A 19,559-nucleotide genomic window follows, 5' to 3' on the forward strand; every position below is an offset into this window, starting at 1 on the left:
CCCTCGGAACCATCCACGGGATAATGGTGCCGCACAGCACCGACAACCGATCCGCCAGCCCCTTGGACGCAGCCTGATGGCCGACAACCAGACCGAGCCGAGCGATCTCCTGGCCGAGCGGTACGGCCGCCGCCACGGCCGCGGCCGTGGCCCGATCGTCGCCGTCTCCGCCGCGTTCGTCGTCCTGGTGGCCGTGGCCTCGTGGCTCATCGTGCGTACCGTCAACTCACCGCTCGATGCGAGCCTGCACTCCTGGGACCCGCCACGTGGCGACGTCCTGCCCGTCACCGTCGAGCTGCGCCGCGACGCCGGCCTCGCCGTCACCTGCGAGCTCGTCGCCGTCGACGTGCGGCAGATCGTCGTCGGACAGCTCGAGCTCGACGTGCCGGCCGGGCCCGAGGAACACCTGCGGGTCGACGCCGAGATCCCTCTCCAGGGCGACGGCATCGCACCGGAGCTGACCGGGTGCAGCGCAGCCTCCGACTAGCCCGCTGAACTGCGAAAATCGTCGGGCCGCCACAAACCTTGTATCCTTGTGGATTCCCCCGTCACCTTCCTCCGGGCGGCTGGCCCGGCGGTGCAGCACACCCACGACGAGTGCGCACCGAACCCGATTGAACCCGAGGAGCAGTTGCCGTGACCGCTACGAGCGAAAACGTCGCCTGGCTCACCCAGGATGCCTACGACCGCCTCAAGCAGGAGCTGGAGCATCTGATGGGCCCGGCTCGGCTCGAGATCGCGAAGCGGATCGAGGAGGCGCGCGCCGAGGGCGACCTGTCGGAGAACGGCGGGTATCACGCGGCCAAGGAAGAGCAGGGCAAGCAGGAGGCCCGCATCCACCAGCTGCAGCAGCTCCTGCAGCGGGCACAGGTCGGCGACCCACCCGACGACGGCGTCGTGGAGCCCGGCATGATCGTCGAGATCCGCTTCGAGGGCGACGACGACGTCGAGCGCTTCCTGCTCGGCTCCCGCGAGCTCGCGTCCCTGGACAACTCCGTCGACCTCGACGTCTACTCGCTGAAGTCGCCGCTCGGCGCCGCCATCAGCGGCAAGAAGGTCGGCGACACCGCCTCCTACCAGGCTCCCAACGGCAGCACCATTACCGTCGAGGTCGTCAGCGCCAAGCCCTACGGCGCTTGACGCCACCGAGAACGCGGACGAGGTGCCGCTCGCGAAGATCGCGAGCGGCACCTCGTCGCGTGTGGGGCTGGGCCTCTGGTTACTTGCTGGAGGCGGCCTTGTACTTGCGGATCGCCAGCGGCGCGAAGACCGCAATGATCAGCAGGCACCACAGCAGTGCGGCCGCGACCGGGTTCTCCATCGGCCAGGCGTCGGAGTCGATGATGCCCTGGTTGCCGAACAGGTCGCGGGCACCGGCCACCATGGCGCTGACGGGATTCCACTCCGCGATGGCCTGAACGACGGACGGCATCGTGGACGGCGGCACGAACGCGTTGGACATGAACACGACCGGGAACAGCCAGATCAGCCCGGCGGACGCGGCCACCTGCGGGTTGCCGACCGACAGCCCGATGTAGGCGCCGACCCAGAGCATCGCGAACGCGAACAGCATCATCAGCCCGATCGCGGCGAGGAACTGGCCGAAACCGTTGTGGAACGTCCAGCCGACGATGAACCCGCAGACGATCATGATGACCAGCACGATGAACTGGTTCACCAGGTCGGCCACGACACGCCCGGAAATCACCGCGGAACGGGCCATCGGCAGCGACCGGAACCGGTCGATCAGACCCTTCTGCATGTCGTCGGCGAGACCGACACTGGCCGGCGCACACGCGAACGCCATGGTCTGGACGAAGATGCCGGCCATCAGGTACTCGGTGTAGTCGACACCGGGGGCCTGGATCGCGCCGCCGAACACGTAGGCGAACAGCAGCACGAACATGATCGGCTGGATGAACATGTAGATCTGGTTATCCGGCACCCGCAGGCCGGCCCGGATGTTCCGCCAGGTGATGGTCATGGCGTCGGTGAACGCCTGGCTGAGCCCGACCCGACTGGCGCTCGGCATGAGGTCGGTGGTGGTCACGATGCCCTCCCTGCCGGCTCGGTGGCCGGCGTCTCTTCTTCGGCGTGACGGCCGGTGAGCTTGACGAAGACGTCGTCGAGCGTGGGCCGGCGCAATGCGATGTCGTCGATGGCCACGCCGGCCTCGTCGAGGTCGCGGATCACCTGGATCAGACCCTTCGAGCCGGTATGGGTGGGAACGATGAGCTTGCGGGTGTGGTCGTCGCGCACACACTGCCCGCCACTGCCGAGGTTGAGCACCTGCTCGGCGGTGTCGAGCGCCTCGGCGTCACGGACCACGACCTCGATGCGCTCGCCACCGATCTGCGCCTTGAGCTGGTCGGCGGTCCCCTGGGCGATGATGTGGCCGTGGTCGATGACGACGATGTTGTCGGCCAGTGCGTCGGCCTCCTCGAGGTACTGCGTGGTCAGCAGGATGGTCGCGCCGTCGGCGACCCGCTCGCGGATGACGTCCCACAGGTCGAGCCGGCTGCTCGGGTCGAGGCCGGTGGTGGGCTCGTCCAGGAAGAGGATCTTCGGGTGCACGATGAGGCTGCCGGCGAGGTCGAGCCGCCTGCGCATGCCACCGGAGTAGGTCTTGAGCGTCCGGTCGGCGGCCTCGGTGAGGTTGAACTGCTCGAGCAGCTCTTCGGCCCGCTGGGACGCCTGCTGCCGGGAGAGCTGGTAGAGCCGGCCGAACAGCCAGAGGTTTTCGCGACCGGTGAGGTTCTCGTCGACGGCCGCGTACTGGCCGGAGAGGCCGATCTTGGACCGGACGGCCTGCGGCTCCTTGACGACGTCGTGGCCGGCGACGATCGCGCGTCCGGCGTCGGGCGCCAGCAGGGTGGTGAGCATGCGGACGGTCGTGGTCTTGCCCGCGCCGTTCGGACCGAGCATGCCGACCACGGTGCCCTCGGGCACGACCAGGTCGACTCCCCCGACGGCCTTCACGGCCTTCTCCCCGGAGCCGAAGGTCTTGACCAGACCCTCGGCGGTGATGGCGTTCACGGTGGTGTCCTCTCGTGTGAGTGGTGTGGGCATGGTGACAGGTGCCTCCGACAGGGTCAGGTCGCGACACCGCACCGCTCGGACGAGCTACCGGCACGCGCCAGAATGCCCGCCAACGCTTATATAAGTCAATCCTGATTTTTAACTGTTCGCGCTCAGCTCAACAGTTCGGTCGCCTGGTCCAGATCGAGCTCACCCGCGGCCAGCCGCCGCAGAACCGCTTCGCGATCGACGGCGTCCGCCTGGCTCGCGCCTGCCTCCACCGTCTCCTCCAATCCAAGCCGCGCCAGAAGCTCGGCGAACCGCTGCCGGGCCGTCGGGTAGCTGACGCCCAGCTCGCGGGCAAGCTCCTTCATATTGCCCCGGGAGACCAGGAACGTGCTCAGAATTTTCTGGTCCTGCGCGTTGAGCGCGCAGTAGGGGCACGACGCGAAGCGTCCGGACAGCTCCGTGCCGCACGAGTCGCAGCCCAGCCTGGTGACGTGCAGTTTCACGCCGCAGACCGGGCAGTCGGCGGGTGCCTGGTGATGCAGTGCGTGGGCGTCGGGACGGAGGTCGGAACTCATCGGCGGCCACCCGCCGGCAGCGTGACCGTGACGTCGCCCATGACGACCTCGACGTCGATCTCGGCGGCGCCTGTGCCGAGGACGACGTCACGGTCGCGGTCGCGTCCGGTGCGCTCGGGCACCGTGCGCAGGCGGCCGAGCTGGACGTCGGAGCGCACCCGGACATCGGACCCGTCGAGCAGGGTGAGCTGCAACGAACCGGACTCGCACCGCATCCGCGAGCGCCCGGCGAGCTGACGGGTCTCGACCTGTCCGGAGCCGGCCTGCACGAGCAGGTCGACCGGGCTCTCCAGGTCGTGGACTCGCAGCGACCCGGCGGTCACGCGGACGTGGTCGACGGCCGGAACCCTGCTGACCTGCAGCGACCCGGCGATGACCTCCACGCCGACGGCGAGCTCGGGGTTCACCCGGACCCGCAGGTCGAGAAGCTGCCCGGGGTTCTGGAACCGGGCGGCGACGTCGCGCCAGCGGCCGCCCGCCAGCAGGACGAACGCACCCTCGGTGGGCACCAGCTCGGACTCACCGCTGATGTGGAGAGTGGTGCCGTCGCGCCGGACGGTGTGCTGGCCGTCGACGGCGACGGTGGCGACGCTGGGGTCCCCAGTGACGACAACGCGCCGCGAGGTGGCCTGGACCTGGATGCGATCGATCTTCGGCGCGGCCACCGCCCTGCCCCCGCCGACGCGGCTGCCCGCGCCAGGCTCCGCGCTTCCGGCGGCCGTGCCGTCGTCGGCGGTGTCGTCGGCAGGCGCATTCCCCGACGTGTCGTCGACCTGGTCGAGCAGGACGGCCGCCTGGGTCGGATCGAGCCGGCCGTCGGCCACCTGCTGGAGGATCTCACGCACGCTGAGGGTGTTCATGCATCACATAGTGGAACTCGAACTATCAAATCGTCAAGTCCGATTGCCAGATTGGAAGGTCGACGCTCTGAACGGGAGACTCTCCGAACCGCGGGTTCGGACATCGCGAGGAAACCGCGTGAGGGTTCGTTCGCGCCGTGTTTCGAGCCTGCCCGGCCGGGCTGGGGCAACCGTGTGAGATCACTGTGAGCACCGTATGAGGGTGCGATCGCCCTGATCACGGCGATCTCACCGCGTCGATGCAGCGACCTCACATCGTCGCCTCGAACGGTCGGCGATTGATCGAGCGGGACGCTTCCACACCCATCACCATGCGTGCCCGACCCTCATGAGGCTTGCAAGCATGGTGCGACACGAGATTTCGTGCTGAACGTGATCATTTCGGGGGTCCGGTCCCGCGTCCGCGGGTCGGGATCAGCGCTCTGAAATGGCCACCGCGTAGCCCGACTCGCGCAGCTTGGCCAGCACCCGGTCGCAGTGGTCGGGTCCCCTGGTCTCCAGCTGCAACGCGATCTCGACCTCCTCGATCGACAGGCTCGCGCCGGTGCGCTCGTGCACCACGTCCAGGACGTTGGCGTTGACGGAGGCCAGCTCGGCCAGTAGCCGGGCCAGCCCGCCAGGGGCGTCGGGCACCCGCACCCGCAGCGACAGATAGCGCCCGGCGGACGCCATGCCGTGGCGGATCACCCGCAGCAGCAACAGCGGGTCGATGTTGCCGCCGGACAGCACGGCGACCACCGGCGGATCGTAGGACGCTGGATCGTCCAGCAGCGCGGCCACGGCGGCGCCGCCAGCCGGCTCGACCACGAGCTTGGCCCGCTCCAGCAGCAGCACCAGCGCCCGCGACAGCGACTCCTCGGACACGGTCACGACGGAGTCGACGTACTCCTGGATCATCCCGAACGGCACGTCGCCAGGGCAGCCGACCGCGATGCCGTCGGCCATGGTGGTCATCCGCTCCAGGGCCAGCGGCTGGCCCGCCTTGAGCGACTCCGGGTACGCCGCGGCACCCTCTGCCTGCACGCCGACCACTCGAACGCCTTGCTTGAGGTGGTGCGCCGCCAACGCGATGCCCGCCGTCAGCCCGCCGCCTCCGGTGCCCACCACGATGGTGCGCACGTCTGGGCACTGCTCGAGGATCTCCATGCCGACGGTGGCCTGGCCGGCCACGACGTCCGGGTGGTCGAAGGGGTGGATGAGGACGGCGCCGGTCTCGGCCGCGAAGGCACGGGCGGCCAGCAGTGCGTCGTCGATGCTGGCGCCGGCGAAGCGGACGTCGGCACCGTACGCGCGGGTCGCCTTCTCCTTGACGATGGCCGCACCCTCGGGCATGAAGACCGTCGCCTTGGTGTCGAGCATGCTGGCCGCGAGCGCGACGCCCTGGGCGTGGTTGCCGGCGCTGGCCGCGACGACACCGGCGGCCCGCTCCTGGTCGGAGAGCCGGGCGATGCGCACGTACGCGCCCCTGATCTTGAACGAGCCGGCACGCTGGAGGTTCTCGCACTTCAGGTGCACCGGGCCGCCGACCCGTCCGGCCAGCCAGCGGGAGTCCTCCAGCGGGGTGGGCCGCACGACGTCGCGCAACAGCTCGCGCGCGGCTTCGACGTCTGCCATCGAGACGGTACTCATGCCCGAATCCTGTCACTCCTGGTGCCTGACCGGTTGCCGGCCGCACCGTCCTCATAGAGTTGCCAGGGTGAAGCTTGCCTGGTTGTGCAGTCATGAGTCTTATCAGCCCGAGGCGCTGGTCCAGCACGCCGTCCTCGCCGAGCAGTCCGGCTTCGACGTCGTCACCGGCGCCGACCACTTTCACCCCTGGGTCGACGATGCCTCCGCGGCCAGCTTCGTCTGGACGTGGTTCGGCGCCGTCGCCCAGGCCACGACACGGGTCCAGTTGGCCCCCAGCGTCACCACCCCGCTGTTCCGCTACCACCCCGGCCTGATCGCGCAGGCCGCCGCCACCGTCGACCGGCTGTCGAACGGCAGGTTCATCCTCGGTGTCGGCACCGGCGAGGCCATCAACGAGGCACCGCTGGGCTACGAGTTCCCCGGCTACACCGAGCGCATCGCCCGGATGCGCGAGGCGCTGGTCATCATGCACGGGCTACTGGCCGGCGAGAAGCTCGACCTCCAGGGCGAGTACTACACCGCCCGCACCGCCAAGCTCTACAGCCCGCCGATCGGGCGGGTGCCGGTGTGGATGGCCGCCGGCGGCCCGAAGTCGGCGACGTTTGCCGGCGAGAACTGCGAAGGCCTCATCACCAGCGTCAAGGACCCTGACGAGACCGTCGCCAAGGTCATCTCGCCGTACCGCGAAGCCGCGGCCGCTCGCGGCGCCGACACCACGGTCATGGCGACCCGCTGGGTCGTGCTGGCCGGCGACGACGACGAGGCCTGGGAGGCGCTGGCGGCGATGCGGGGCCTGCGGGCGCCCGGACGGCTCGAGGTGGCCGATCCCGCCGTGCTGCGCGAGCGCGCGGACGCCATGGACCGGCAGGAGATCCTGAGCAAGTACACGATCGTGCGCGACCTGGAGCAGCTGGCTGAGGCGTACCGGCCGCTGGTGCGTGACGTCGGCGCCGACTACGTCGCGATCCAGGTGGCCAGCACCGACCCCGTCACGACCATCCAGAAGGTCGGAGCCGAGGTTCTGCCGGCCCTGCGCGACTGGGCCGCCTGACGATCCCTCTCGGTCGCTGAGCGTCCGCGAGGGAACATGATCATGGGGTGGGGACGGTGTAGACGTCCAAGAGCCGTCGCTCGGCGTCGGCGAGGGCGAGCCGCACGGCGCCCAGCGCGACCGCGTCGTCACCGAGGCGGGACAGCTCCAGCCGCGGCACCACCAGCGCGCGCCGGGTGAGATGCCGGCGGATGCCGTCCAAGATCGCATCGCCGGCCAGCGCGACGCCGCCGCCGATGATGACCAGCTCGGGGTCGATCGCCGACACGAAGGAGGCGAGGCCTCGCGCCAGCCGTGCGCACGCCTCGTCGACCACCCGGCGTGCCCGCGGGTCGCCGTCGGCCGCCGCCGTGAGGACGGCGGCGGCATCAGGGCTCTCGTCGTCGCCGAGGCTGCGCGCCCGGCGCAGCATCCAGGCGGTCCCGACCGCGGACTCCAGCGGGCCGAGCCCGTCGGCCTGCACGCCCTGCGGTTCCTCCTCGAGCTCGACGAAGCCGATCTCACCGGCCGCCCCGTGGGCGCCACGGTGCAGCTGCCCCTGCACCAGCACGGCCGCACCCACCCGGGCGCCCCACTGCACGAGGATCAGGTTGTCGGCATCACCGCCGGCACCGTTCCACCGCTCGGCCATGACGGCGAGGTTGACGTCGTTCTCCACGTGCACGGGACACTCGACACTGCGTCGGAGCAGGCTGCCCAGCTCGAGCGAGCTCCATCCCGGTACCGACGGTGCCTGCACGACGGCACCACGCCGCTCGTCCACGATTCCCGGCGTACCGAGGCCCACCGCCGCGAGCGCGGAAGACGGGACCGGCACGGCATCCAGCACCTCTCTCATGGTCGCTTGGACATGGTCGAGCAGTCCGGCCTGCGTGCTCGCCTCGGTGACGTCACGGCGCACGCGGGAGACGACGGTCCCGCTGAGGTCGGCGACCGCGCAGTAGATCTTGTGCGGCCCGACGTCGATCCCGAGCACGTACCGGGCGTCGGCGCGGAACCGCAGCACCCGCGCCGGCCGCCCCATGCGGGGCAGGTCGATGTCGGGTGCCTCGGTCTCCTCGACCCACCCGTCGGCCATCAGCGTCGAAACCGCCGCGCTGACCGTCGGACGCGACAAACCGGTCGCTCGCACGAGCTCCGTCACGCGCGCCGTCCCCGCGTCACGGATCGCGTCGAGCACCGCCGCGCAGTTCATGAGCCGCAGTACCTGCGGCCCACTGCCATGTCCGGATTGTGCCACTGTTAACCCCTTGACATCCGACGTCTGGTGCCAACATAGTGATCTTCCAGCAACATAGTGAAGGAAGTTTCTTTACTAAGTCTAGGTGGTGCTCTTCGTAGCCGTCAGCGGCCGACAACCCTGGGAGAGACCATGTCTGGTCAGCGATCCGTGTGCTTGCCGTTACTCCTGACGATGTCGATGTCGGCGCTGGGAGCGCACTCCTTCCGCCGCGGCTACAGCACCGGCCGATCCTCGGGCTCACTCCGCGGCCCGAGGGCCCAGGCACCCCGACATAACGAACCTGATCTCGGCGCAACTCGACATATGCAGGCAGCTTCTCTACTAAGTCCCCGCAGCGACAGTACGTCGGCACGGTGGTCATCGAGGTAGGACCGGCACCCCCCGGAGGAAGCCATGTTGCGTAAGCGATCCGCATCGTTGCTGTTGTTCCTAGCCCTGCTGTTGTCAATCATCGTCAGTCCGCCGGCCACCGCTCAGACGGTCGAAGCTCCGGAGGACTCCGGCGGCACCTTCGCCGAACTGTCCGCGGACGACCAGTTCGAGAAGGTCCTGCTGACTCCCGATGTCCCGCAGCCCATGTCGATGGACATCGCGGACGACGGCCGGGTGTACATGACCAGCCGTGACGGCGTGATCAGGGTTTATCACCCCGATACCGGCCAACTGACCGTCGCGGCTGAGCTGGACGTCTTCGACGACCACCCCTTGCCGCAGAATCCTGACTTCGAAGGGTCGAAGAACCAGGAGGGCGGACTCCTGGGACTGGCGTTGGATCCGGCATTCGAGACGAACGGCTGGGTGTACGTCTACTACACGAGCCGCGACGAGAACAGCCATTTCCTGTCCCGGTTCGTCGTCGTGGACGACGTGCTCGACGTGGCGTCGGAAATCGTCATGCTGAAGGTGCCGTACAACAAGACGCACTGCTGCCACGTGGCCGGAGACGTCGATTTCGACTCCGCGGGCAACCTGTACCTGAGCACCGGTGACGAGTCGCCGCCGGACCTGAACGAGCAGTACTCGCCACTCGACAGCCGCCCGACCCACTGGTACAACGACGACCGCCGGACCTCCGGCAACACGAACGACCTGCGCGGAAAGGTCCTGCGGATCACGCCGCAGTCCGACGGCACCTACACGATCCCGGAAGGGAACCTGTTCACGGGCGAGGAAGAGGGCGGCGGCAAGACGCGGCCGGAGATCTACGCGATGGGGTTCCGCAACCCGTTCCGGATCTCGCTCGACCCCGCGACCGATCGGCTGCACATCGGCAACTACGGCCCCGACCGGCTCGGCGAGTGGACCGAGCGTGGGCCGTGGGGCTTCGATCAGTACATGGTGACGTCGGAGCCGGCCAACTTCGGGTATCCGTTCTGCATCGGGAACAACTATCCCTACCGCCCGTGGGACTACGCGACGAACGAGCCGCTGGGCGACTTCTATGACTGTGCGAACGGCCCGATCAACGACTCGCCGAACAACACCGGGCTCGAGCAGACGCCGCCCGTGAAGCCGGCGACGATCTATTACCCGCGGAGCTGGGCGGGCTGGCCCGAGAGCTGGGTCGGTTGGCCGGCCCAGGAGATCAACCCGATCCCGGAGCCCTTCCTGAACATGGGTTCCGGCGCCGGTGGGCCGATGTCAGGGCCGGTGTACCGCTACGACGAGAGCCTCGAGTCCGAGACCAAGTTCCCCGAGCACTACGACGGACGCTGGTTCCTTCTCGACTACCACCGCGGCCACGTGAAGACGGTCGAGCTCGACGAGAACGAGACGGTCACCGCGATCGACGACTTCATGCCCGGGCAGACCTGGTCGGGTCTCATGGACGGGGAGTTCGGCCCGGACGGCTCGTTGTACGTGCTCGAGGGAGGTTCCTTCGGGAGCAGCCCGAACGCGGGGCTCTACCGGGTCGACTACGTGAGCGACGACGATCCCCCGCTCGGTGAGTGCGTGACTGACGAGTTCGCCGGGACCGAGCTCGATCGTGAGATGTGGTCGTCGATCGTCCGGGAGAACCCTGATGGTTATCGGCAGGTCGACGGCGCGCTCGAGATCGACATGCTGCAGGGAGACATGATCAGTAACCATCTGAGCGGCAACATCAACACCGACGCGCAGAACCTGATCATGACTCCGGTTCCCGATGAGCCATGGGTGGCCGAGGTGACCGTCGATCTGCCGGCGGAGTCGGTCAGTCATGACCAAGCCGGGTTCATCATCTACGAGGACGACCAGAACTTCACCAAGGCGGCGTTCTTCCCGCCGTACGTCGGCCAGGCCGATGGACGGATGGAGTACCTGTACCACGAGAACGGCGAGATCCGGTATCAGGGCGGTATCGACAACGCCACCATCACGAACGCGCCGCTGACGCTCCATCTCCGGCTGACCAGTGACGGCGACAACGTGCGGTTCGCGTACTCACGCGACGGTGAGACGTGGGTCAACGTCGGGCGACCGGCCCCGATCTCGCAGTACGAAGCGCCCCAGTTCGGCTTCATCGCGGCACATGGTCCGAATGCGATCCAGACTCCGCTGACCGCGACGTTCTCCGACTTCTCGCTGTGCGTTCCGGAGGAGCCGGCGTGCGCCGCCCCGACCGTCGACGACGGGTACCGGCCGTTGTGGGACGGGTCCACGCTGACCGGCTGGAACCAGGCCGGCCCAGGTGGGTTCGCCATCGTCCCGGACGCGGACCGTGCGGGTTCGTGCGCCCTCGAGTCGGTCGGAGACCCAGCCGGGCTGGGGATGCTGTGGCACGAAGAGGAGTTCGAGTCCTACCGGCTGCACGTCGACTTCAAGGCCGTGGCCGAGGAGGACAACTCCGGCGTGTTCATCGGGTTCCCCGATCCTGGCGACGACCCGTGGGTCGCGGTGCGCCAGGGCTACGAGATCCAGATCGACGACACCGGCGGCTCCCCTGGTGCCGCGGACAGCTCGAAGACCGGGTCGATCTACACCTTCCAGGCACCGACGTCGTTCCCGACCGTCGCCGGTCAGTGGAACGAGATGGAGATCGAGGTCGACGACCCGATGATCCGGGTGTGGATCAACGATGTGCTGGTCAACGAGTACCACAACCCCGAAGGCTCCGGACGTGACCTGGCCTCCGGGTTCGTCGGAATCCAGAACAACCGCGTGTCGGACAACGTGTTCTTCCGCGACATCTGGATCCAGGAGCTCGGCGGGGACCAGTGCCCCGAGCCGGAGACACCTCCGGCGGGCTTCGTGCCGTTGTTCGACGGCGAGACGCTGAACGGTTGGACTCAGGCCGGTCCCGGCGGCTTCGAGATCGACGAGTGCGGGCTGCTCCAGCCGCACGGCGGGATGGGTCTGCTCTGGTACGACGAGCAGACGTTCAGCGACTACGTCATGCGGGTCGACTTCCGGGTCCAGGCGCCCACCGACAACGCCGGCGTGTTCGTCCGCTTCCCCGGCCCACAAGGTGATCCGTGGAACCCGGTGAACGAGGGCTACGAGGTCCAGATCTACGAGGGCACCGACGACCCCCTGACCCGGACCGGTGCGATCTACACCTTCGCCCCGGCCGAACCCCTGGCCACCAACCCCATCGGCGAGTGGAACACGATGGAGATCGAGGTGATCGGCCAGGAGTACCGGGTGGTCCTCAACGGCACCGAAGTCGCCACCTACACCGGTGACGGCAGCCGTGGGCTCGAGGGCTACGTCGGCCTGCAGAACCACTCGGCAGGTCAAGCGGCGGGCGAGAGCGTGGAGTTCCGCAACGTCTGGATCAAGGAGATCGAAGACGAGCTGACGGTCGACGCCTCCGTGGAGCCGGCCGAGCCCGACGGCGACAACGGCTGGTACGTCTCGCCGGTCACGCTCGCTCTCGAGTCCAACAACCCCGATGCGGAGCTGCAGTGGCGTCCGAGGACCGACGAGACCGAGTGGCGGACGTGGACCGAGCCCGTGGTGTTCGACGCGGACGGCGTCTACAACATCGACTACCGGGCCGTGGTGGCTGGCGACGACGAGCCGGCCGAGAAGGAGATCCTGGTCGGCGCGGGCGGGTTCGGTTTCAGCGAGACCGAGTTCAGCGTGGAGCAGGGCGACACGGTCAAGTTCCAGTACGTCCCCGGATACCCACATGACGTGGTCGTCACGGACGCGAACGGCGTGGTGCTGGCATCTCGACCGCTGGGATCGGACTGGGAGGACGACCCGTTCTACTTCGAGGCGGCGGACGTGGGCACGTACTACGTGTATTGCACCCCGCATTCGAACCGGCCGGACCCGGGTGATCCGACGACGTGGACCGGAATGGTGTCGACGTTCGAGGTGACTCCGTCGAGTGGCGAGCCGCCGGTGGAGACCGGGATCGAGGAGATCGAGTTCCTGATCGACCAGACGGTTCCGGCCACCACGGCATCCCTGACGGGCGAGCAGGACGGCGACGTCTTCACCGGCCCGGTGACGGTGACGCTCGACGCCCAGGACGCCACATCCGGCGTGGCGGCGACGCACTACCGGATGGCCGGTGAGGCGGAGCCGACGGCCTACGAGGAACCGGTCGTCGTGAGCGAGCCCGGCACGCACACCGTCGAGTTCCAGTCGGTGGACCTGGCCGGCAACGTCGAGGACTGGCAGCCAATCGAGTTCACCATCTCCGACGGCGGGCCGAGCGCCTGCCCGCAGCCGGACCTGCGCGAGACCGTTATGATCGGCCAGCTCGACAGCGGAGTGGTCAACCACGCCCGCGACGACGGATGCACGGTCAACGATCTCGTCCTCGACGACGGTGACTGGACGAACCACGGAGCCTTCATGAGACATGTCAGGGAGGTGACCAACCAGCTGGTGACCGATGGCGTGCTCAGCACCAGGCAACGAAGCGCCATAGTCAGCACCGCGGCACGCAGTGACATCGGACGCCAAGGAGTTCTGAGCCCAATGTGGCTGTCCATGCCCTGAATCCACTGACAGCCGACGTCCGGTGCCGGTCCGCCCCGTGGTGGCCGGCGCCGGACAAAGGCTTTCCAGCCCTTTTGAGCATCACGGGAGGTCTCATGTCGAACCGACTCGGCTGGCTCGCACCGGCGGCGGGCGCCGTCCTGGTCCTCGCCGCCTGTGGCGAGAGCGTCGATCCGCGAGATAACACCGACGCCGCCGACAGCGAGGACACCGGCGGCGGTGGCCAGGTCACGCTCCTCATGGAGAGCTGGCGCAACGACGACCTCGCGATCTGGGAGGACGTCATCTTGCCGGCCTTCCACGAACAGCACCCGGACATCCAGGTGAACTTCCAGCCGACCGCGCCGGACGAGTACGATGCCGCGCTCGACGCCAAGCTCTCCGGAGGAACGGCGGGCGACCTGATCACCTGCCGTCCGTTCGACGTCGCACTGCGCCTGTACGAGGAGGGCCATCTCGCGCCCTTGACGGACCTGGAAGGTATGGAGGCCTTCGACGACGTCGCGCGCAGCGCGTGGTCGACCGACGACGGCTCGCAGACGTTCTGCGTCCCCATGGCGTCGGTGATCCACGGTTTCCTCTACAACACGGAGATCTTCGACGAGCTCGGTATCACGCCGCCGGAGACGGAGGAGCAGTTCCACGAGGTCCTCGACCAGATCGCCGCTGACGGCTCGTACTCCCCGCTGGTGATGGGGACCGCGGACCAATGGGAGGCGGCGACCATGGGCCTGCAGAACATCGGCCCGAACTACTGGAACGGCGAGACCGGCCGTCAGGGCCTGATCGACGGGACCGAGAGCTTCGACGACGAGCAGTACGTCGCCGCCTTCACCGAGCTGGCTTCGTGGGCGGACTATCTGCCCGATGGCTACGAGTCGACCACCTATCCGGACGCGCAGAACCTGTTCACCCTCGGCAGGGGTGCGATCTTCCCGGCCGGTTCCTGGGAGATCGCGCTGTTCAACGAGCAGGCCGACTTCGAGATGGCGGCGTTCCCTCCCCCGCTGCCGGAGGGTCAGGACACGTGTTACATCAGTGACCACACCGACATCGGCATCGGCATGAACGCGGCCACCGACCATCCGGAGGAGGCCAGGACCTTCCTCGAATGGACGACCTCGGCGGAGTTCGCCGACCTGTACGCCAACTCGCTGCCGGGGTTCTTCCCGATGTCCGACCACGACGTCGAGGTGGACGACCCGTTGGCGCAGGAGTTCCTCAACTGGCGCGACGAGTGCGAGTCGACCATCCGCAACTCGTACCAGATCCTCTCGCGCGGCGAACCCAACCTGGAGAACCAGCTGTGGGACCTCAGCGCACAACTGCTCAACGGCACCGTCGAACCGCAGGAGGCCGCCGCTCGGGCCCAGGACGGGCTGGAGCGCTGGTACCAACCGCAGCAGCCGTAGGTCGGGGGGTTCCGAGTGTGGGGCGGTCGCCGGGCGGTCCGCCCCACACCCTCACCTCCGGGAAGGAGCACACATGAGCCGACTGCGGACAACGAGTCAGCCGGCCGGGACAAGTGCCGGCACCACAACGGCAAGCACCGAGGCCGTCCCGCCCGCGGGCCCCGTCGCCCGGTCACGTCGACGCCGGTTCCCCACGCATCTGGTCGTCTTCATCGCGCCGGCGGCCGCGATCTACACGGTGTTCATGGTCTACCCGTTGCTCGACTCGCTGCGGCTGAGCATGTTCGCTCCGCGCGACGGCGTCCAGGTCTTCGTCGGACTCGACAACTTCGTCCACCTGCTCACCGACGATCTGCTGTCCGACGCCTTCTGGAACGCGGTGTGGAACAACCTGGTGTTCTTCGCCGTGCACTTCCTGGTGCAGAACCCGATCGGACTGCTGCTCGCGGCGTTGCTGGCCACGCCGACGCTCAGCGGACGGGGAACCTACCGCACACTGCTGTTCCTCCCGACGACCCTGAGCGTGGTCATCGTCGGATTCATCTGGCAGCTCATCATCAGCCCGGTGTGGGGGTTCGTCGACACGCCGTTGCTCGGCCAGTCCAGCACCGCACTGGTCACGCTCGCACTGATGTCCGTGTGGCAGTACATCGGCATCCCGATGATCCTGTTCTACGCCGTCCTCATCAGCATCCCGGACGAGCTCACCGAGGCGGCGACCGTCGACGGCGCCAGCGCCTGGACGACGTTCTGGCGGGTCAAGTTCCCGCTGCTCCTGCCCACGGTCGGCATCGTCTCCGTCGTCACCTACGTCGCCAACATGAACGCGTTCGATTTGATCTACACCGTGAAGGGCGCCCTGGCCGGGCCGGACTTCGCCTCGGACATCATGGGGACGTTCTTCTTCCGGACCTTCTTCGGCTTCCAGCTCCAGCAGGGCTCCAGCACCATGGGCGCCACGGTCGCCACCATGATGTTCCTCCTCATCCTGGCCGGCGTGCTCCTGTACTTCTACGGCTGGCAGCGCCGTGTCGAGAGCTACGAACTGTGAGGAGCCCAAAGTGAGCGCTGTGAACACGCCGGTCCGCGGTGTCACGCGGGCGCCGGCCGCGGGCCGCCCGTGGCGGGCACGGGCCGGAGCGGTGGTTCCGCACGTCATCCTGCTCGCCTACGTCGTCGTGGCCTGCGGGCCGATCGCGCTGATCGTCATGAACTCGCTCAAGTCCCGCGAGGCGATCTTCGAAGGGCCGTTCGTCTTTCCGACTCCCGACACGTTCGACCTCGCCGGCTTCGAGACTGTGTTCACCCGGGCCCGGTTCGAGTTGTACTTCCTCAACAGCTTCATCGTCACCGTCGGCACGGTGTTCCTGGTGCTGCTGCTGGGGTCGATGGCGGCCTTCGCCCTGGCCGAGTACCGCTTCGCTGGCATCACCCTGCTCTCCATGTACCTGGCCGTGGGGATCATGATCCCGATCCGTCTCGGCACGGTCGGCATCCTCGACCTCATGGTCCGGCTGGGGCTGGTGAACTCGCTGGCCGGCCTGGTGCTGGTGTACACCGCGATGGGGCTGCCCCTTGCGGTGTTCGTCCTGACCGCGTTCTTCAAACAGGTGCCCGGCGACCTGAAGGACGCCGCCCGGATCGACGGCGCGAGCGAGTACCGGGTGTACGCCCTCGCCGTCCCGCTCGTGCGACCGGGGCTCGCCGCCATCGGCGTGTACACAATGCTGCCGATCTGGAACGACCTCTGGTTCCCGCTGATCCTCACGCCCAGCGAGAACGTGCGCACGGTCACCCTCGGCACGCAGCTGTTCCTCGGACAGTTCATCACCGACTGGAACGCCGTTCTCGCGGTGCTCACGCTCGCGGCGCTGCCCATGCTGGCGCTGTTCATCATCTTTTCGCGACAGTTCGTCCGCGGCCTGACGTCAGGAGCGGTCAAATGAAACGCACGCGGGTCGGCATCGTGGGCGCGGGCTTCATGGGGTCGGTTCACGCGGCGGCGTGGGCGGCCTGCCCGGACGCCCGGCTCACCGCGGTCGTGGCCGGCCGAGGCAGCCCGCCGTCGCGGCTGGCGCACCAGTACGGCATGCACGCGTGCACCGGTCTCGACGAGCTCCTCGACCAGGTCGATCTCGTCGACGTCTGCGTCCCCACCGACCTGCACCACGAGATCGCCGTCCGCGCGGCCCGAGCAGGCTGCGCCGTGGTCTGCGAGAAGCCGCTGGCCCGCACGCCTGACGAGGCAGCGGACATGATCGCGACGTGCCGGGAGGCAGGGGTGCCGCTCCTGCCCGCTCATGTCGTGCGGTTCTTCCCCGAGTACGCGGCGGCGAAGGCCGCGGTCGACGCCGGCGTGATCGGCGAACCGGCGGTGGTCCGGCTGACCCGGGCGACGTTCCAGCCGGCGAAACCGGCGGGCAACTGGTACCTCGACGAGGCACGGTCCGGCGGCCTCCACCTCGACCTGATGGTGCACGACTTCGACTACGCCCGATGGGTCGCCGGTGACGTCGTGGGCGTGCACGCGCGCGGTGTCCGGGCGGCCCGCCCGGACGCGCGCGCCGACCATGTCCTGGCCATCCTGCGGCACTCGTCTGGCGCCATCAGCCACGTCGAAGGCTCGTGGGCGCACCCGCCGCCGAGCTTTCGCACCCGGGCGGAGATCTCCGGCTCCGGGGGCGTCCTCGAGTTCGACTCCGACCGCAGCGCCCCGGTGCGCCCGACCCTGCGGGCCGGCTCGCGTCCCGGTGAGATGCCGCTGCCTTCCAGCCCACTCGCCGAGACGCCATACACGGTCCAGCTGCGGCATCTCCTGGACGCCGTCCGCGGCACGGCGGCGCCGATCGTCACCGCCGAGGACGCCCTGGCCGCGGTGCGGATCGCGGCGGCTGTCGGGCAGTCGATCGCCACCGGCCGGCCCGCGGACGTGGAGGCAGTCGCATGAGAGTCGGGTTCCTGTCCACCGCACACGTGCACGCCGATGCGTACGTCGACAACGTCCGGGCCGCCGGTGCCGAGGTGGCCGGCGTCACCGACGACGACGCCGATCGCGGCACGACGTGGGCGACCGCGCACGCGGTGCCGTGGTTCTCGTCGCCGCAGCAGCTGCTGGACGCCGGGGTCGACGCCGTCGTCGTCTGCTCGGAGACGGTCCACCACCGCCGGCTGGTGGAGCTGGCGGCCACGGCCCGCGTCGCGGTGCTCTGCGAGAAGCCGCTCGCCACGAGCGACGACGATGCGCGCGCCATTGTCGAGGCGTGCGCGAGCGCCGGCGTACCGCTGATGACGGCGTTCCCGATGCGGTTCAGCCCGCCGATCCAGGAGGCGGCCGCGCTGCTCGCGGACGGCGCACTGGGCCAGGTCTATGCGTGCACCGGCACCAACCAGAGCGTGCTGCCCACCCGGCACGCCGCCTGGTTCGCCGACGCCGTGCTGGCCGGCGGCGGCGCGATCATGGACCACACGGTCCATCTCGCCGACGTCATGCGCTGGTACCTGGGCCAGGATCCCGTGGAGGTGTACGCGGCGACGAACCGGGTCCTGCACCGCGACGCCGTCACCGTGGAGACCGGCGGACTGGTCATGCTCAGCTATCCCGACGGCGTGTTCGCGACCATCGACTCCAGCTGGAGCCGCCCCGAGGGTTATCCCACGTGGGGCGGGCTCACCATCGAACTGGTCGGCGAGCACGGCACGATCGCCGTCGACGCCTTCAGCCAGCACCTCACCGTCCACGGCGGACCGCACGGGCAGCTCGGCTGGCCGATGTGGGGCTCGGACGCCAACCAGGGCATGATCGACGAGTTCCTCGACGCGGTGCGTGAGCGTCGCACGCCGGCCGTCACCGGCGAGGACGGGTTGGCGGCCACGCGCGTGGCGCTGGCAGCGTACCGGTCGGCCGCCACCGGCCAGCCCGTCGCTCCGTGATCAGTGCGGTGGGTCGCTGGGCGCGGGTGGGACAGGCGGAGGCGCGGGGACGGCCCCGGGCGGCGGGCCGTACGGGGTGGCCTCCGCGCCGGGCGGCATGGGCCACGCGGCGTACGACGGCGCGGTGGGGCCACCAAGGCGCGCCAGCCGCTGGCGCAGCGCCTCGTCCTGACGGTCGGACAGCCGCCGCACCATGACCACGGCCAGCACCGACGCCGCGATGAACGCCATCTCCGCGGCCACCCCCAGGCTGTCCGCGGTGCGCAGGCCGCGCAGGTAGTCGTAGCCGAGCCCTTCGGGTTCGTAGGTGGACACCGCCCGGTTCAGCGTCGACGCCAGTACCAGGCACAGCCACCATCCGACGACGACGCCTGCCGCGCGGCCCCGCGGATCGGAGAACCGGCTCGACACGTACACCTGCCGTGCCGGGATGAAGAGGTTGGCGATCGGGATGAACCAGCCGCCGACGGCCCAGCCCGGGCCCCACATGACCGAGCCAAGGAGCCGCGCGTTCTTGGCGTGCCGGTACTGCCAGACGATGAACACCGGCGCGATCGCCAGCAACATCAGGGTCCATAGCACGACGCACGCCGCCATGAACGCGTCGAGCGCGTCGGCGCGGTCGGGGTCCGCCCCGCCGTCATCGAGCACGTCGACGACGTAGGCGATCCGCAGCAGGTATGCCACCACGGTGACGGCGCTGATCGCGGCGATGATGGCCAGCAGCACCGTCAATGCGGTGCGCAACCCGCCGAGGCTGGCCGGATCGCCGGCCCGCGGTGCCGGACGCAGGTCAGCGCGGTCCCACTGGTGGTCCGGATTGTCGTAGAAGCTCACATATACCCCGATTCGAGAAGGCGACGCTCAACCTAGCGGTCCGCACCTCGTCGGGGA

The 19,559-nt window shown here is 68.7% G+C and carries 16 protein-coding genes; 9 read left to right on the forward strand and 7 right to left on the reverse strand.

Annotated features, from left to right (window positions below; genetic code table 11):
* Positions 1-76: 76 nt before the first annotated feature.
* Both E1269_RS15470 and greA read left to right on the forward strand, forming a co-directional pair.
* Positions 77-487 carry a DUF4307 domain-containing protein gene (locus tag E1269_RS15470; RefSeq protein ID WP_131896025.1) on the forward strand — a complete coding sequence of 137 codons (411 nt, stop codon included), beginning with the start codon at positions 77-79 and terminating at the stop codon, positions 485-487.
* Between the two features lie 149 nt (positions 488-636).
* Positions 637-1,140 carry a transcription elongation factor GreA gene (gene greA / locus E1269_RS15475; protein WP_131896027.1) on the forward strand — a complete coding sequence of 168 codons (504 nt, stop codon included), beginning with the start codon at positions 637-639 and terminating at the stop codon, positions 1,138-1,140.
* A gap of 79 nt (positions 1,141-1,219) precedes the next feature.
* Here the strand turns inward: greA and E1269_RS15480 are convergent, their stop codons facing one another.
* The 5 genes from E1269_RS15480 to ilvA form a co-directional block, all read right to left on the reverse strand.
* Positions 1,220-2,050: an ABC transporter permease gene (locus E1269_RS15480; RefSeq protein WP_239000908.1), complete on the reverse strand. Its 831-nt coding sequence runs from the start codon at positions 2,048-2,050 to the stop codon at positions 1,220-1,222.
* Positions 2,047-3,069, reverse strand: a complete 1,023-nt coding sequence (locus E1269_RS15485; protein ID WP_131896029.1) for an ATP-binding cassette domain-containing protein — start codon at positions 3,067-3,069, stop codon at positions 2,047-2,049. The genes E1269_RS15480 and E1269_RS15485 overlap by 4 nt, the downstream gene beginning before the upstream one ends.
* A 122-nt stretch (positions 3,070-3,191) precedes the next feature.
* Positions 3,192-3,602 carry a DUF2089 domain-containing protein gene (locus E1269_RS15490; protein ID WP_131896031.1) on the reverse strand — a complete coding sequence of 137 codons (411 nt, stop codon included), beginning with the start codon at positions 3,600-3,602 and terminating at the stop codon, positions 3,192-3,194.
* Positions 3,599-4,462 carry a hypothetical protein gene (locus E1269_RS15495; RefSeq protein ID WP_131896033.1) on the reverse strand — a complete coding sequence of 288 codons (864 nt, stop codon included), beginning with the start codon at positions 4,460-4,462 and terminating at the stop codon, positions 3,599-3,601. Before E1269_RS15495 ends, E1269_RS15490 begins: the two co-directional genes overlap by 4 nt.
* 414 nt (positions 4,463-4,876) lie before the next feature.
* On the reverse strand, positions 4,877-6,091 hold the full coding sequence (gene ilvA / locus E1269_RS15500) for a threonine ammonia-lyase (RefSeq protein ID WP_131896035.1): 1,215 nt from the start codon (positions 6,089-6,091) through the stop codon (positions 4,877-4,879).
* A 67-nt stretch (positions 6,092-6,158) separates the two neighbouring features.
* Here ilvA and E1269_RS15505 point away from each other — a divergent pair, with 67 nt between their 5' ends.
* Positions 6,159-7,142: a TIGR03557 family F420-dependent LLM class oxidoreductase gene (locus E1269_RS15505; protein ID WP_203433637.1), complete on the forward strand. Its 984-nt coding sequence runs from the start codon at positions 6,159-6,161 to the stop codon at positions 7,140-7,142.
* Positions 7,143-7,182: 40 nt separating this feature from the next.
* Here the strand turns inward: E1269_RS15505 and E1269_RS15510 are convergent, their stop codons facing one another.
* The gene (locus tag E1269_RS15510; protein WP_203433639.1) at positions 7,183-8,382 is read right to left on the reverse strand and encodes an ROK family transcriptional regulator; all 1,200 of its coding nucleotides are present in this window, start codon (positions 8,380-8,382) and stop codon (positions 7,183-7,185) included.
* Between the two features lie 399 nt (positions 8,383-8,781).
* Between E1269_RS15510 and E1269_RS15515 the strand changes: the two genes are divergently transcribed.
* The 6 genes from E1269_RS15515 (at position 8,782) to E1269_RS15540 (ending at position 18,665) form a co-directional block, all read left to right on the forward strand.
* Positions 8,782-13,323: a 3-keto-alpha-glucoside-1,2-lyase-like domain-containing protein gene (locus E1269_RS15515; RefSeq protein WP_131896113.1), complete on the forward strand. Its 4,542-nt coding sequence runs from the start codon at positions 8,782-8,784 to the stop codon at positions 13,321-13,323.
* 95 nt (positions 13,324-13,418) lie between these two features.
* The gene (locus tag E1269_RS15520) at positions 13,419-14,735 is read left to right on the forward strand and encodes an ABC transporter substrate-binding protein (RefSeq protein WP_131896039.1); all 1,317 of its coding nucleotides are present in this window, start codon (positions 13,419-13,421) and stop codon (positions 14,733-14,735) included.
* 73 nt (positions 14,736-14,808) lie between these two features.
* The gene (locus E1269_RS15525; RefSeq protein ID WP_131896041.1) at positions 14,809-15,786 is read left to right on the forward strand and encodes a carbohydrate ABC transporter permease; all 978 of its coding nucleotides are present in this window, start codon (positions 14,809-14,811) and stop codon (positions 15,784-15,786) included.
* Positions 15,787-15,877: 91 nt separating this feature from the next.
* Entirely contained in the window at positions 15,878-16,681 is an 804-nt protein-coding gene (locus E1269_RS15530; protein ID WP_420810642.1) for a carbohydrate ABC transporter permease, read from the forward strand.
* Positions 16,678-17,682 (forward strand): Gfo/Idh/MocA family protein, encoded by a 1,005-nt coding sequence (locus E1269_RS15535; protein WP_131896045.1) that lies wholly within the window; start codon positions 16,678-16,680, stop codon positions 17,680-17,682. The genes E1269_RS15530 and E1269_RS15535 overlap by 4 nt, the downstream gene beginning before the upstream one ends.
* Positions 17,679-18,665 (forward strand): Gfo/Idh/MocA family protein, encoded by a 987-nt coding sequence (locus E1269_RS15540; RefSeq protein ID WP_131896047.1) that lies wholly within the window; start codon positions 17,679-17,681, stop codon positions 18,663-18,665. The genes E1269_RS15535 and E1269_RS15540 overlap by 4 nt, the downstream gene beginning before the upstream one ends.
* Here E1269_RS15540 and E1269_RS15545 read toward each other — a convergent pair whose 3' ends face one another.
* Positions 18,666-19,502, reverse strand: a complete 837-nt coding sequence (locus E1269_RS15545; RefSeq protein ID WP_131896049.1) for a DUF4328 domain-containing protein — start codon at positions 19,500-19,502, stop codon at positions 18,666-18,668.
* Positions 19,503-19,559: the final 57 nt, after the last annotated feature.

This window comes from Jiangella asiatica (genome assembly GCF_004349065.1).
In the GTDB taxonomy this organism is placed as follows: domain Bacteria; phylum Actinomycetota; class Actinomycetes; order Jiangellales; family Jiangellaceae; genus Jiangella; species Jiangella asiatica.